Source organism: Streptomyces sp. NBC_01463 (assembly GCA_036227345.1).
Taxonomy (GTDB): Bacteria; Actinomycetota; Actinomycetes; order Streptomycetales; family Streptomycetaceae; genus Streptomyces.
In genome coordinates, this window is sequence record CP109468.1 from 320,834 (window position 1) to 334,221 (window position 13,388).

A 13,388-nucleotide genomic window follows, 5' to 3' on the forward strand; every position below is an offset into this window, starting at 1 on the left:
ACAGAGGAGGTGTGCCATGAGTCTCACGGACCCCACAGATCTCACGGGGAAGTCAGTGGTGGTGACCGGGGCCGGGCGTGGGTTCGGGCGAGCATTGGCCTTGAACGCGGGCCGGTTGGGTGCGCGCGTGTTCGTGTCGGCGCGCTCCCTGGCCGCGGCACAGCGAGTGGCCGATGAGGTGGCGGCCGACAGCGGCGCACGAGCCGACGCCTTCGACTGCGATCTGGCCGACCCGGTCTCCGTACGGACATTCGCAGGCGCGGTCTCCACCCGCACCGACCGGGTGGACGTGCTGATCAACAACGGCGCCCGCTATCTGGAAGGTCCCGATCTGTGGGATGCCGACGACGACGCGATCACCGACACGATCGCATCCGGAGCCACGGGCACCCTGCTCACGGTCAAGCACTTCCTCCCGCTGCTGCGCGCCTCGCCCGGTGCCGATGTGGTCAACCTGGTCTCCTCGGCCGCGGAACCCCGGAACCACCGTTCTCAGGCACACCCCGCGTTCTACGCGGCCAAAGCCGCCCAGGCCGGCTTTGCCGACATCCTCTCCGAGCGGCTGCGCCCCGAGGGAATCCGTGTGATCTCGCTCTACCCGCCGGACTGCACACGCACTGGTCGGCTGCGCGCCCCGCCGCCGTGGAACACGGGTTCTGTGCGCACTGCCGAGCGCGCGGGCTTCCGGCGTGAGGGGCTGCTGCGGGGCCGGCAGCAGGTGGGGGCGGACCGGCGGGACATGTTCATGTACGCACTGCTGCGTGCCGGACAGCGAGGTCGCTGACCGGGTCCAAAGAATCACCGTGCCCGCCTTGGACATCAGGGCTGCACGGGTCAGGACCGACGGCGTTCATCCTTACGCGGACGCGTCGCAAGCCATCGGAATCAGGATTTACATAAAGGATTCATATAAAGCCCTTATGCTTTAGGGATGAGTCACCGCGACGCCGCGCACGGCGCTTCCGATGCCATCGGGTCAGCCCTCTACGGTCTGGCCACCAGGGCCGTGAGACGTCTTCCCCGCGACATGAGCCTGACGTCCGCCACCACCTTGGCCACGCTGGACAGGACCGGCCCGCGACGGATCACCGATCTGGCGGTGGCCGAGGGCGTCACCCAGCCTGCGATGACCGTCCTGGTCCGGGTGATGGAGGAATCCGGACTGGTCGAGCGGAAGGGCGATCCGTCCGACAGGCGGGTCACGCTGGTGTGCCTGACCGAGGCCGGCGCGTCGTACGTCCGGACGCGACGCCAGGCGGGCGTCGACGCGTACGCGCGGTTGATCGACGAACTCGCCGGTGACGAGGTCGAGGCCTTGGCAGCAGCCCTTCCGGCGCTGCTGCATCTGGCGGAGCTCGAAAGCCACGCCCGAGAGGAGTCGGACCGGTGACCGCGGCCGAGGCTCATGACCAGCCCACGGGCACTGCCCCCATACGTTCCGAGGCACGTCTGCTGGTCCCCGCCCTGATATTCGTCGCCCTGGTCGTGGCGGCGGTCGCCAGCCTCGGGACGCCGCTCATCACCAGCGTGGCGACCACGTTCCACGTCTCCCTCGACAGCGCGCAGTGGACCCTGACCATCGCACTTCTCAGCGGCGCCGTCGCCACGCCCGTCCTCGGCCGGCTCGGAGCCGGACCGCACCGGCGGACCACGATTCTCGCCACCCTGGCGATCGTCGTCGTCGGCGGCGCACTCACCGTGCTGCCGCTGCCGTTCGCCTGGCTGCTCGCGGGCAGGGCCGCCCAGGGTGTCGGACTCGGTCTCACGGCGCTGATGATGGGCGTGGCCCGCGACCATCTTCCCGAGGAGCGCAGCGCGGCCACGATCGCCCTGATCTCGGTGGTCTCCATCATCGGAGCCGGCGTCGGCTACCCGCTGGCCGCGCTGCTCGCCGAGTTCGGCGGACTGCGGGCCGCCTACGGCCTCGGCCTGCTCGTCACCGCCATCGCCTTCGTGACCGCGTGGCGCTCCATGCCCGCAGCCCCCGAAGGCCGCTCCGCTCACGTGAACGTGCCCGGTGCGCTCGTCCTGGCGGGCGGGCTGCTCCTCGTCCTGTTCCTGGCCGGCGAGAGGACCCTGTGGAGCCGACACCTCGCCGTGGCGGTGGCCCTTGCCGTCGCCGCCGTGCTCCTGCTCTGCGTCTGGGCCGTTTCCGAACTGCGAACCGGGACGCCCCTGGTCGACGTCCGGGCGGTACGGCACCCGGCGGTCGCCGGAGCGAACATCGCCATGTTCATCGGCGGGATCGGCATGTACCTCCTGCTCACGCTCATCACCCGATACGCGCAGACGCCGCACAGCGCCGGCTACGGCTTCGGACTGACCACCTTCGTGGCGGGGCTGGTCCTCATCCCGTTCTCCGTGCTGGGGTTCGTCGCAGGCAAGCTCACGCCCCGGGTCCGGAAGTGGGTCGACGGCCCCCTGCTCCTGGCCGGCAGCGCCGCCGTCGTCGGCGGCGGATTCGTCCTGTTCGCCGCCGCCCGGTCGAACCTGGCCGAACTACTGGCGGCCATGGGTGTACTGGGCTTCGGCGTCGGCAGCTTCACGGCCGCCATGCCCGGCGTCATCCTGGCCGTCACCCCCAGGAGCGAGACGTCGAGCGCCATGAGCTTCAACTACGTCGTCCGCAGCGTCGGATACTCCCTGGGCAGCGCCATCGGCGGCCTGGTCCTGGCCGCCGGCACCGACACGGACCGCCTCTTCCCGGACGACGACGCCTACACGACCGCGGCGCTGATCGGCGTCGCCGCGATGGCGATCACGACGCTCGCCGCCTTCGCCCTCGCCCGCCGGCGCTCACCCCAGACCGATCCGGTCACAGCCCCGGCCGGTGTGCCGGGCCTGGACGGGTCGAGTCGAACCGAAAGCTGAGGCGCACCGTCCTGATCGAGTTCGACAGTTTCGAACAGGCCGTCGCCGCACATGCGAGTGCGGCCCACCAGGAGGCGCTGGCCGCTCTTGCTGACGGCGTCGAGCGCGACTTCCGCATCATCGAAGGCCTCGACTGACGACCGCGACTACCCCGGCAGAGGCCGGTCATCGATGACGTTTTTCATGACGAGGGTGGAGGTCAGGCGCTGGACGCCCGGCAGTCGGGCGAGCTGCTGGTCGTACAGCTGCTGGAAGGCCGCGAGATCGGTGGTGGCCACCCGCAGGAGGTAGTCGGGTTCGCCGAACAGACGCTGGGCCTGGAGGACGTTCGGAATGTCGGCGAGAGCGTCCTCGAAGGTGGTAACGGTGTCGGGCGACTCCCACCGCAGGGTGGCGAAGACCAGGGCTTCGAAAGTCAGGCCGACGGCAGCCGGGTCGACGACGGCACGGTAGCCCCGGATCGCACCCTCACGTTCCAGATCGCGCAGGCGACGGTGGCAGGGCGAGACGCTGAGCTGCACGCGGGCGGCCAGTTCCGTGACGGTCAAGCGCCCGTCGAGCTGAAGCTCGGCAAGAATTTTGCGGTCCAGCTCATCCATGCAGTAGATCTTGCCTCAGAATCCGCATTGCCGGGGTAAATAGGCAAACATTTTTGGGATGAATCGCCCTAACCTTCCTCTCGGAGCATGGATGAGAGGAAACATTCGATGGATACGACGACGTTGGCGGCCTTCCTGGTCGTGGACCTGCTGCTGGTCTTCACCCCGGGCGCGGACTGGGCGTACGCGATCTCCGCCGGACTGCGGACGCGTTCGGTCGGCCCCGCCGTCGTCGGGTTGGTCGCCGGACACGCGGTCTACGCGCTGGTGGCCGTCGCGGGCGTGGCGGTGATCGTGGCGAGTCACCCGGCCGCGCTCACCGCCCTGACCGTCGGAGGCGCGGGATACCTGCTGTGGCTCGGCTCGAACGTGTTGCGGCAACCCGCCCTGCCGGCAGCCAACGAGGAGGACCTGGGCGCCTCCGGCATGCGGATCATGCTGGGCTCGGGATCAGCGGCCTGAACCCGAAGGCGCTGCTGTTGTACTTCTCGCTGTTCCCGCAGTTCGTCCATGCCGAGGACGGCTGGCCGGTAGCCGCCCAGACGGGACTCCTCAGCACCGTGCACCTGGCCGCGTGCGCCGTCGTCTACCTCGCCGTCGGCGTCCTGGCCAGGACGGTTCTCAGGACCCGGCCCTCGGCCGCCCTGGCCGTCACGCGAGTCAGCGGTGCCATGATGATCACCATCGGCGCTCTCCTGCTGGTGGAACGCCTGACCGGCTGAGGTGCCCACCCCGCACCTGTCCGCGGACTCGAAGGAGAGCACGCACATGGAAGACCGGACGCAACAGGAACAGGCAAGCCCCGCGGTCCGCGCACGCGTTCAGGGCAGCTTCGACAGCCAAGGCCTGATGGCCCACCTCGGCGCGCACCTCGCACACATCGGCCCGGGGCGCGTCCACATCGTGCTTCCGGCTCGTCCCGAGGTGACCCAGCAGCACGGGTACGTACACGCCGGCGCGACGAGTGCCATCGCCGACAGCGCCGGCGGCTACGCGGCGCTCACCCTGCTCGACGAGGACTCCGACGTACTCACCGTCGAATACAAGATCAACCTCCTCGCACCGGCCGCCGGTGATCACCTCGAAGCCATCGGCACCGTACTGAAACCCGGGCGCACCCTGACCGTCTGCCGGCTGGAGGTCTACGGCGTCCAGTCCGACGGCAGCCGGAAACTGGTCGCCAACGGCCAGCAGACCCTGATCCGGGCGAACAGGCCCGCCGAGTGACCCCGCAGCCGTCCGCGCCCTCCCTGCCGTCCTGGGCCACCTGGTGGCAACGGCCGTTCCCCGACGCGAACACGCTTCTGCTGCCGGGGCGGCAGCCGGCGCTGATCGACAGCGGATTCGTCGGACACGCCGAGGACACCGCCTCCTGGGCCCGGGCGCAGGCCGGGGACGTCGCTCTGGTCGTGAACACCCACTGGCACTCCGACCACGTCGGCGGCAACGCCCTCCTGCAGGCCCGGGGAGCCGTCATCGCCGCCGGAGCGCCCGAGGCCGAGGCCATCTCCCGCCGGGACCCGGGCTGTTGCGCAGCCGAGTATCTCGACCAGCCCGTCGCCCCGTACACGGTCGACATGCCGCTCGACGACGGACAGGTCCTCCGCCTCGGCGACGCCGACTGGGAAGTGGTCCGGACACCCGGGCACACGCCAGGACACCTCGGCCTGTGGCAGCAGGAGCAGCAACTCCTCGTCGTCGGCGACGCCTTGTCGGACTACGACGTCGGCTGGGTGAACCTCGCCCTCGACGGCCCCGACGCCGGCGCCACAGCACTGGCCTCCCTGCACCGGCTGGCCGCACTGGCCCCGCGCGTGATCCTTCCCTCGCACGGCCCGGTCCCCGCCGACCCCTCCGCTGCGTTCGCGACCGCCCTGCGCCGGGCCCAGCGCCTCGTCGACGACCCGGACGGAGCGCTCTGGTACGGCGCCCGGCGGATCTTCGCCTTCGCTCTGATGATCCGCGACGGAATGCCCACCTCCGAGGTCGAGCCGTACCTGCATGCCCGTGCCTGGCTCACCGATGCCGCCCGGCTGCTGGATGTCGCACCCGAGTCCCTTGCCACGGAACTGGTCACCACCATGCTGGCCAGCGGCGCGATCGTCCTGCGTGACGGCCGCCTGCACGCCGCCGCCCCGCACACACCCGTAACGGCCGAGTCGCTGCGCGTCCCCCACCCCCGCGCCTGGCCACCGTCCACCGAGCCGCAGTAGGCATGTGACAGGACGTGTCGATGCGTTGGCGCAGTAGCCAAGCCGTCCTCCAGCTCGGCGACTTGGCGGAGGAGGGCGGGTCGGCGCTCGCGGACGGAGGGCGGGTCGCACTGTTCCGTGCTCCTGCTCCGTCCCGTCGAGCCGGGTGACGCCGAGGGACCTCTGCGCCTTGGTCACCGACACACATGGCAGGCTGGGCGCCGTGACTGAGTCGATGGCATGCCCGGGACAACCCGTGACCGTCCTGCGGGACGGCAGACTTCGGGCCGCGGGCCTCCGGTGGGGCGACGTCGTCGCGTACGACTGGGGCTTTGAACAGCGAGGAGAGCACCACGTCCAACGCAGCTTCGTGCTGCTCGACGACGGGATACAGATCAATCAGCCGGTGCTCTTCCCTCCTGAACAACAGGGCTGGTGGTACTGCGACCTGGTGGCTGTCGCCCAGGAGGGCGAGCTGCTGCGGGTCGACGACCTGTGGATCGACGTCATCGTCGGGCCGCCCGGCCACCCCTACAGAGTCCTCGACCTCGACGACTACGCCACGGCCATGGCCGACGGCCGGCTGAGCGCCGCAGACGCCACGGACGGGCTGATCCGCACCCAGCGCTTCCTGGACCGTCGGCTCAACCGCCGGCACGAAGTGGATCGCAGCTGGCCAGACTTCCCGCCTGCCGAGGTCGAGATGCTGCTGTCGGCCGAACTTCCCCACGATTGGGCGCTGTTGGAGTGCTGACCCGTGCCGGAACAGGACCGTGGAGCTCCGCAGTCACACCGGCCCACCGGTGAGCTGCTGGATGGCCTCGACCACCTGGCCCGCTCCGTTCTCGGTCGCCATGGACTTCGCCGCTGCCGCCGCGGCCCGGCCGTGTGCCTGTCCCTTCACCACCTGGGCGAGCGCGTCGGCAAGCCGCTCGGTGGTGAGGGACCTGAACGGAATCGGTCCGGTGGCGGCGCCGAGGGATGCGAGTCGCCCTGCCCAGAACGGCTGGTCCGCGGTCACCGGCACGGTCACCGCCGGGACGCCGGCCCGCAACGCGGCCGCCGAGGTGCCGGCCCCGGCATGGTGGACCACCGCGGCCAGCCGCGGGAACAGCAGCGCGTGCGGGACGTCCCCGATGGTGAGCACATCGTCCCCCTCGGCGGCGAGTCCGGCGCTGCCGGACTGGAGGATGCCCCGCAGCCCGGCGCGGCGCAGCGCCCGCACAGCGATCCCGCTCGGCCGCTCCCCCTCGCCCGACGCCATGCTCCCGAAGCCGATGAGCACGGGGCGGGGGCCGGCACCCAGGAAGTCCTCAAGCCCGGCAGGCAGTCGTGCGCCCGCGGCCAGGTGTGGCCACCAGTTACCCACGACGTCCAGGCCGGTGCGCCAGTCCGGTGGACGGGGCACCAGTGCCGGGCTGAATCCGTGCAGGATGGGCCAGTTCGCCTGTTCCTGGCGTCGGCGCATCTCCGACGGAGAGGCCGGGGGCAGACCGAAGCGCTGTCGAAGCTTGGCGACCGCCTGTGTGTACACACGGTCTGCCATCCTCAGGGCAATGCGTCCGGTGGCCCGGTTGGCCGGACGGCCCAGGGAGCGGGAGGCGGTGACGACGGGCGGGAAGTCGCCGGTGGGGGCGGTGGGTTGGAGGTACACGCCGAGGCTCGGTGTGCCCGTCGCCTCGGTGAGGTGCCAGCCGAGCGGGGCCGTGGTGGCCGACAGCAGGAGCACGTCGGAGCCGACGGCCACCGCGTCGGCGAAGCCGTCGCCCAGCTCGGTGACGAAGGTGGCAGCGGTACGCAACATGTCACGTCGTCCTGTGACACCACCGGGCACACGTGTGCCGGCGGCGAGGCTGCGGAATTCCAGTCCTGCGTCGCGTACGAGAGTCGCGAAGAGTTCTGTGGTGGCGAGGGCTACGTCGTACCCGGCCCGTCTCAGTTCGGCGCCCAGGCCCGTGTAGGGCGCGACGTCGCCGCGCGATCCGGCCGCGGCGATCAGTATCCTCATCGGTCCTCCTCCGGGTCCGTACGTCCCTCCGAGTGGCGGGCCGCGTTCGCGTGGACGGCTTTGCATGCGTAGGCGGCCAGGCCGGGGCGTTGCTGCGGCGCCGGGACGACCAGAGCGAAGGCGCGGGGGTCGGCGGCGAAGTCGTCCGCGATGCGCCGGTGCATGCCGGGCGGGCAGGAGGTGAACCAGCGTGAGATGTGCAGGCGGTGTTCCTCGGCGAGGTCCATGGCCCGCTCGCCGTCGCTCGGCTCACCCTCGTCGAAGGCGGCGAGCAGCTCCGCCCGCCATGCGGCGGCCTCGCCCATGAGCTGACGCCAGTCCTCCTTGGTGTGGCCTGCTGCGCGCGTCATCGCCTCGCGCTGCCCGGGCGTATCAGCCCACTTCAGCTCGGCCTCGGTGGCGTAACTCAGATCGAAGGTGACCTCGCCGAAGACCTCGAAGCGTTCCTGAGGGGTCAGCGGGACCCCGGTCTGCTGGACCTCGATCGCCCGTTCCGCCACCTCGGCAAGCCGCTGCAGTCTCGCGACTTCCTCACTCAGCTGCCGCCGGCGGGCCTGGAGCCGCTCCAGGGCGTTCGCCTGCGGATCCGTGAGGATCGCGGCGATCTCATCGAGCGGGAATCCGAGTTCACGGTAGAAGAGGATCTGCTGGAGCCGGATCAGGTCGGCCTCGCTGTAGAGCCGGTAGCCGGCCCGGCTGCGGTCGCTGGGCGAGAGCAGTTCCGCCTTGTCGTAGTGGTGCAGCGTACGCACCGTCACCCCGGCGAAGGCCGAGACCTGCCCCACGGAGTAGCTCATCCGTCCGTCCTTTCGTCGGCGCCCAGCCTCAAGCCTGACGCAGGGGGAGGGTCAACTCGGGCTCGCCGGCCCGCGGCCACCAGCCAGGTGCCTCGCGTTCGCCGTTCCGTAGTCTTGCCGTATGGAGAACGGGATCGAGCGCGTGGAGGACGGCTGGGACGTCCGCCCCATACGGGGAGTGGGTGTGGGCGAGGTGACCGTCGGCAACACGATGCGGCTGCACATCGGTCCCCACGGCATCGAGGTGTGGAGTCCTGCCGAGCTGACCGCGGACGGGGTGACGTGTTCCGTACACGCTTACGGTCGGATCAACCCGGGCCGGATGCCGCAGTTGCTCGACCAAGTGGTGGCCGAGGTTCACGCCGCGGACTCGGGCGTTCTGCGGGTGCGTTTCGCGAATGGGTGGCGGCTGGACGTCCCGGTGCCTCCTGAGGGCCCTGGTGGCGCGGGCGGTCTCAATGGCTGCGGCGACGCCGGTTGGATCGTCGCTCTGCGCGGTCGCCACTTCCTCAGGCCCACGCCGGGTGGCGGTGTGCGGATCTCCGGCCTGCGTCGGGAACAGGGCTGAGCGTCGTCCCCGGGTACGCGCCCGTGCTTCGCTTTTACGCAGGGGACACCTTCCGTAGCTCCCCCGTAACACCCGAACGCAAGACTCTCCGCATCGCGCAGTTCCCGGGATCGACGGGCACATCCACCCGCCGGGGCTGCAAGCTCACGACGCGTCCGGCAGCAGGGCCGGTGCGTGCGTGCCCGGTCCGCCGTGTGCGGGTCGGTGGAAGCGCCGGGGGCGGTGACCGCGCTTCGTTCCCCCGCGTACCGGCTCAACGGCCGCGTACGCCGCGCACAGGGAGAACCACGTTGACCACACAGCCGTACGACACACCCGCCGAGCGACGCTCCGGAGCCGAGCAGGAGCTCGCCCGGGAACGGCGGATGGGCGCCGCGACCGGGACCGCGACCGCGGCCCGTGACATCCGGGTCGTCGATCTGACCGACTTCGATGCCCGGCGCGCCGACATCACCGAGGAGTTGTGGCAGGCCGCCACCGAGATCGGCTTCTTCCAGTTGTCGGGGCACGGAATCGACCCGGCCGGGATCGACTCGGCGTTCGCCGCAGCGGAGGCGTACTTCGCCCTGCCCGTCGGCATCAAGAGCCGCCACGCCCTCAAGAAGGGGCTGAACACGGGCTGGGAGTACCGGAGTCAGGTACGTCCCTCCACCGGTACCCCGGACGAGAAGGAGTCGTACCAGCTCACCCGGCCGCACATGGACGGGCTGTGGCCGGACGAGGGCGAACTGCCGGGCTTCCGCGCGACCTTGCTGGATTTCGAGCGCCGTTGCCACCGCCTCGCCCACCAGGTCCTGTCCTGCTTCGCCGAAGGCCTCGGCTTCGAACGTGACTTCTTCGCGCGCCGGCACGATCCGGCCAGCCCGCTGCACCAGAGCACCCTGCGTCTGCTGCACTACTACGCCGTACCCGAGCGGGCACGCGGTCGGGCGGACGGGGGGTGGCGCGCCGGAGCGCACACCGACTTCGACTGCCTGACGCTCCTCTTCCAGCGCGACGGCCAGGACGGTCTCCAGGTGTGCCCGGGCAAGGAGGCGGACACCCGTGCCTGGACGCCCGTACCGGCCCGCGCCGACCTCATCACCTGCAACATCGGCGACATGCTCATGCGGTGGAGCGGCGATCTCCTGCCGTCCAACTTCCACCGCGTCGCGCCGCCCGGGCCGGACGACGACCAGGGGCCGCGCTACTCCATCGCCTACTTCGCGCAGGCCGACCGGGACGCCGTGATCGCAGCGCCGGACGGGCGTCATGCACCGATCACCGCCGAGGAGTACCTGCGGCAGCGCATCGCCGCCAACTTCGCCGGCTGACGGGCGGCCGCCCACAGAGGCGGCGTCCGCCGCCGTGGCCGTTCGCACGAGCGGCCGCGGCGGCCCTCTCCGACACCCACGCACGAAAGCGGGGTCCCGCATGTCCGAAACACGCCCGTGTGCGCTGCTGCTGTCCGGTGCCCAGGTGGTCACCGTCGATGACGCGCGCACCGTTCACACCGACGGGGCGGTGGCCGTCGACGGCAACCGCGTCGTCGACGTCGGCCCGACCGCCGACCTGGTCGCCCGCTGGCGGCCGCACCGCACCGTCGACTGCCGGGGCAGCGCCGTCCTGCCCGGCTTCACCGACGCGCACACCCACCTGTTCCAGAGCCTGGCCCGAGGCATCGGTGACGGCATGGCCATCGGGCGGTGGCTGAACGAGTTCATGTGGCCGTACGCCATTCACCTCGACGCCGAGGACGCCCGGGTCGCCGCCCGACTGGGCGCGGTGGAGGCCGCCCGGGCGGGTATCACGACGGTCGTCGACCACCACTACGCGCCCAGCGATCCCGAGACCGTTCTGGCCGTCGCCGACGCGATCGAGGAGATCGGACTGCGCGGAGCGGTCGCCCGCGGCATGCTCGGGGACCGTACCGCCGTCGCCGAGGCACGCGGTCTGCCGACCGCCCTCTACCGCTACGGCACCGACCAGGAACTCGACCTCACCCGGCAGTGCATGGCGGCCCGCGGTGCCGAGTCCCTGGTACGCGTCTGGCCCGCCCCGCTGAACCTTTCGTACGGCGACCGGGACCTGGTGCGCGGAGCCGCTGCCCTCGCCCGTGAGCACGGGGTTCGCTGGCACACCCATTGCAGCGAGGGGGCCAAGGACCCGCAGAGCTTCCTGGACCGCTACGGGAAACGGCCGGTGACCTGGCTGGCGGCCGAGAACCTGCTCGACGGGCACGCCACACTGGCGCACGCCGTATGGCTCGACGAGGAGGAGACCGAGGCGGTCGGCGCGTACGGGGCGGGTGTGGCGCACTGCCCCTGCTCAAACGCCTATCTGGCCTCCGGCGCGATGCCGTGGCGGGGCCTGCGCGATGCGGGCGCGGTGGTGGCGCTCGGCACGGACGGCCCGAGCGCCGGCGGCCGCCAGGACATGTTCGAGGTGATGAAGCAGACCCTGTTCGGTCAGCGTCTGAGCAGCCTCGATCCGTCCGCCGTGCGGTGCGAGGAGGCCGTCGAGGCCGCGACACGCGACGGTGCCCGGTACGCGGGTGTCGAAGGCGGTGGGGTGATCCGTCCGGGTGCCCCGGCCGATCTGGTGGTCGTGGACCTGACGGGCACAGCCGTACAGCCCGTGCACCGCGCGGTGTCCGCACTCGTCTACTCCGCGCGTGCGGCGGACGTGGTGATGACGCTCGTCGCCGGGCGTGTCGTGTACGAGAACGGCCGCTGCCCCGGCATCGACGAGGACGCACTCGCCGCGCACGCCCGGGAACGGGCGGAGCGCTTGGTGCGGCGGGCGGACTTCGGTGCTCTGACGGGGCCGTGGCGTGACGGGAACCGGAACCTGCGGAGAAGGGTGGCGACATCATGACGGACATGCGTACGCAACCGGAGCCGGCTCGGTTGGTGCCGGGGCCGGGCGGACTGGGTTCCGGAGGCGCTGTCGCCGACCCGGTCGAGGCGGTGCCGGGGTGGTGGCGGCTCGGCGCACTGGGACTGCAGCACGTCCTCGCGTTCTACGCGGGTGCCGTGGTCATGCCGCTTCTGGTGGCCCAGGGCATGGGGCTGTCCCCCGCTGACACGGCGGCTCTGATCAACACCGCGCTGGTGGCCTGCGGGGCCGCGACGCTGCTGCAGTCGGTCGGCCTGCCGGGCATCGGTATCCGGCTGCCGGTCGTCCAGGGCATGTCGACCGCGGCCGTGCCCTCCCTGGTATCGGTCGGCGTCGCCGCGGGCGGCGGGAGGGCCGGACTGCCCACGGTCTTCGGAGCGGTGATCGCGGCGGGCCTGGTGCTCTTCCTGGTCGCACCCGTTTTCGGCCGGCTCATACGCTTCTTCCCGCCACTGGTCACCGGCACCATCGTGATCATCGTCGGTGTGACCCTGATGGGCGTCGCGGCCCGGCAGGTCGGGGGCGGCGACTCCTCCGCGGCCGACTTCGGCACGCCCGCGCATCTCGGGCTCGCCGGTGCCACGCTGGCGGTGATCGTGGTGCTGTCCCGGTTCGCCAAGGGCTTCCTCGCCTCGGTCGCCGTGCTCGTGGGCCTCGCCGCCGGCACGGCACTGGCCGCGACGGTGGGACGTACGGACTTCTCCGGCATCGGCCGGGCCGACTGGTTCGGCATGCAGGCCCCCCTGCACTACGGCGCACCGCGCTTCGACGTGATGGCCGTCCTCGCGATCGTCCTCGTTCTGGTGATCATCGCGGTGGAGTCCATCGGCCAGTTCTTCGCGGTCGGGGAGATAGCCGGACGGGACGTCGACGAACGGGACATCACCCGCGCCCTGCGGGCCGACGGACTGGCGACCGTCCTGGCCGGGCTGATCAACTCCTTCCCGACCACGGTCTATTCGCAGAATGTCGGACTGCTGCGGCTGACCCGGGTCATCTCCCGGTGGATCGTCGCGGCGGCCGGTGTGCTGATGCTGGTCCTCGGTCTGATGCCGAAGGTGGGTGCGCTGGTCGCCGCCATGCCGGCGGCGGTGCTGGGCGGGGCGACCATCGTGCTGTTCTCCACGATCGCCGTCGTCGGCGTGCAGATCCTGGTCAAGGCCGACCTCTCCGATGCCCGCAACACCGTGCTGGTCGCGGCGAGCCTCGGCATCGGGTTCCTGCCCACCGCCTATCCCCAGTTCGCGGAGCACATGCCCACGCGGCAGCTCCAGGTGCTCTTCGAGAGCGGCATCATGCTCGGCACACTGTCGGCCGTCCTGCTCAACCTGTTCTTCCACCATCTGGGCCGGCTTTCGGCACGCCCCGTGGAGGCAGTCACCGAACCGTCTCCCGTCGTCGCCGAAGGCGCGTGAGTATGCGGGCATTCCCACGGGCAGGGCGCCGCCGACGGCCGGGGCGATGCCGGGGAGTTCC

The 13,388-nt window shown here is 71.0% G+C and carries 13 protein-coding genes and 2 pseudogenes; 12 read left to right on the plus strand and 3 right to left on the minus strand.

Annotation, left to right across the window (positions count from 1 at the left end):
* The first annotated feature begins 16 nt into the window (after window positions 1–16).
* The 4 genes and pseudogenes from OG521_01435 to OG521_01450 all read left to right on the plus strand — a co-directional run bounded on the left by OG521_01435 (window position 17) and on the right by OG521_01450 (window position 3,008).
* Window positions 17–784: an SDR family NAD(P)-dependent oxidoreductase gene (locus OG521_01435; protein ID WUW19512.1), complete on the plus strand. Its 768-nt coding sequence runs from the start codon at window positions 17–19 to the stop codon at window positions 782–784.
* Window positions 785–931: 147 nt separating this feature from the next.
* Window positions 932–1,390 carry a MarR family transcriptional regulator gene (locus OG521_01440; GenBank protein ID WUW19513.1) on the plus strand — a complete coding sequence of 153 codons (459 nt, stop codon included), beginning with the start codon at window positions 932–934 and terminating at the stop codon, window positions 1,388–1,390.
* Window positions 1,387–2,871 (plus strand): MFS transporter, encoded by a 1,485-nt coding sequence (locus OG521_01445; GenBank protein ID WUW19514.1) that lies wholly within the window; start codon window positions 1,387–1,389, stop codon window positions 2,869–2,871. Before OG521_01440 ends, OG521_01445 begins: the two co-directional genes overlap by 4 nt.
* A gap of 2 nt (window positions 2,872–2,873) precedes the next feature.
* Window positions 2,874–3,008, plus strand: a pseudogene (locus OG521_01450) (DUF1330 domain-containing protein).
* Window positions 3,009–3,017: 9 nt separating this feature from the next.
* On the opposite strand, the gene OG521_01455 reads toward OG521_01450, so the two are convergent.
* Window positions 3,018–3,470, minus strand: a complete 453-nt coding sequence (locus OG521_01455; protein ID WUW19515.1) for an Lrp/AsnC family transcriptional regulator — start codon at window positions 3,468–3,470, stop codon at window positions 3,018–3,020.
* A 108-nt stretch (window positions 3,471–3,578) separates the two neighbouring features.
* Between OG521_01455 and OG521_01460 the strand changes: the two are divergent.
* The 4 genes and pseudogenes from OG521_01460 to OG521_01475 all read left to right on the plus strand — a co-directional run bounded on the left by OG521_01460 (window position 3,579) and on the right by OG521_01475 (window position 6,416).
* Window positions 3,579–4,192, plus strand: a pseudogene (locus OG521_01460) (LysE family translocator).
* A 46-nt stretch (window positions 4,193–4,238) separates the two neighbouring features.
* The gene (locus OG521_01465; GenBank protein WUW19516.1) at window positions 4,239–4,697 is read left to right on the plus strand and encodes a PaaI family thioesterase; all 459 of its coding nucleotides are present in this window, start codon (window positions 4,239–4,241) and stop codon (window positions 4,695–4,697) included.
* Window positions 4,694–5,683, plus strand: coding sequence for an MBL fold metallo-hydrolase (locus OG521_01470; protein WUW19517.1), 990 nt, complete (start codon window positions 4,694–4,696; stop codon window positions 5,681–5,683). The genes OG521_01465 and OG521_01470 overlap by 4 nt, the downstream gene beginning before the upstream one ends.
* Before the next feature lie 235 nt (window positions 5,684–5,918).
* Complete coding sequence (locus OG521_01475) at window positions 5,919–6,416, plus strand: hypothetical protein (GenBank protein WUW19518.1); 498 nt, start codon at window positions 5,919–5,921, stop codon at window positions 6,414–6,416.
* Window positions 6,417–6,449: 33 nt separating this feature from the next.
* Here the strand turns inward: OG521_01475 and OG521_01480 are convergent, their stop codons facing one another.
* Together OG521_01480 and OG521_01485 are read right to left on the minus strand one after the other, a co-directional pair.
* Window positions 6,450–7,670: a glycosyltransferase gene (locus OG521_01480; GenBank protein ID WUW19519.1), complete on the minus strand. Its 1,221-nt coding sequence runs from the start codon at window positions 7,668–7,670 to the stop codon at window positions 6,450–6,452.
* Window positions 7,667–8,467, minus strand: coding sequence for a MerR family transcriptional regulator (locus tag OG521_01485; GenBank protein ID WUW19520.1), 801 nt, complete (start codon window positions 8,465–8,467; stop codon window positions 7,667–7,669). The genes OG521_01480 and OG521_01485 overlap by 4 nt, the downstream gene beginning before the upstream one ends.
* A 121-nt stretch (window positions 8,468–8,588) precedes the next feature.
* Between OG521_01485 and OG521_01490 the strand changes: the two genes are divergently transcribed.
* From OG521_01490 to OG521_01505, 4 genes are all read left to right on the plus strand, one after another.
* Window positions 8,589–9,035: a DUF6188 family protein gene (locus tag OG521_01490; protein WUW19521.1), complete on the plus strand. Its 447-nt coding sequence runs from the start codon at window positions 8,589–8,591 to the stop codon at window positions 9,033–9,035.
* A 290-nt stretch (window positions 9,036–9,325) separates the two neighbouring features.
* On the plus strand, window positions 9,326–10,348 hold the full coding sequence (locus OG521_01495; protein ID WUW19522.1) for an isopenicillin N synthase family oxygenase: 1,023 nt from the start codon (window positions 9,326–9,328) through the stop codon (window positions 10,346–10,348).
* A gap of 100 nt (window positions 10,349–10,448) precedes the next feature.
* Window positions 10,449–11,891 carry an amidohydrolase gene (locus tag OG521_01500; protein WUW19523.1) on the plus strand — a complete coding sequence of 481 codons (1,443 nt, stop codon included), beginning with the start codon at window positions 10,449–10,451 and terminating at the stop codon, window positions 11,889–11,891.
* Between the two features lie 5 nt (window positions 11,892–11,896).
* On the plus strand, window positions 11,897–13,327 hold the full coding sequence (locus tag OG521_01505) for a purine permease (GenBank protein WUW19524.1): 1,431 nt from the start codon (window positions 11,897–11,899) through the stop codon (window positions 13,325–13,327).
* The last annotated feature ends 61 nt before the right edge of the window (window positions 13,328–13,388 follow it).

What these genes read in the sequence shown, in the direction of transcription:
- OG521_01435 (WUW19512.1), top strand. Translation starts at nt 17, where the DNA reads ATGAGTCTCACGGACCCCACAGATCTCACGGGGAAGTCAGTGGTGGTG.
- OG521_01440 (WUW19513.1), top strand. Translation starts at nt 932, where the DNA reads ATGAGTCACCGCGACGCCGCGCACGGCGCTTCCGATGCCATCGGGTCA.
- OG521_01455 (WUW19515.1), bottom strand. Translation starts at nt 3,470, where the DNA reads ATGGATGAGCTGGACCGCAAAATTCTTGCCGAGCTTCAGCTCGACGGG.
- OG521_01465 (WUW19516.1), top strand. Translation starts at nt 4,239, where the DNA reads ATGGAAGACCGGACGCAACAGGAACAGGCAAGCCCCGCGGTCCGCGCA.
- OG521_01480 (WUW19519.1), bottom strand. Translation starts at nt 7,670, where the DNA reads ATGAGGATACTGATCGCCGCGGCCGGATCGCGCGGCGACGTCGCGCCC.
- OG521_01485 (WUW19520.1), bottom strand. Translation starts at nt 8,467, where the DNA reads ATGAGCTACTCCGTGGGGCAGGTCTCGGCCTTCGCCGGGGTGACGGTG.
- OG521_01490 (WUW19521.1), top strand. Translation starts at nt 8,589, where the DNA reads ATGGAGAACGGGATCGAGCGCGTGGAGGACGGCTGGGACGTCCGCCCC.
- OG521_01500 (WUW19523.1), top strand. Translation starts at nt 10,449, where the DNA reads ATGTCCGAAACACGCCCGTGTGCGCTGCTGCTGTCCGGTGCCCAGGTG.
- OG521_01505 (WUW19524.1), top strand. Translation starts at nt 11,897, where the DNA reads ATGCGTACGCAACCGGAGCCGGCTCGGTTGGTGCCGGGGCCGGGCGGA.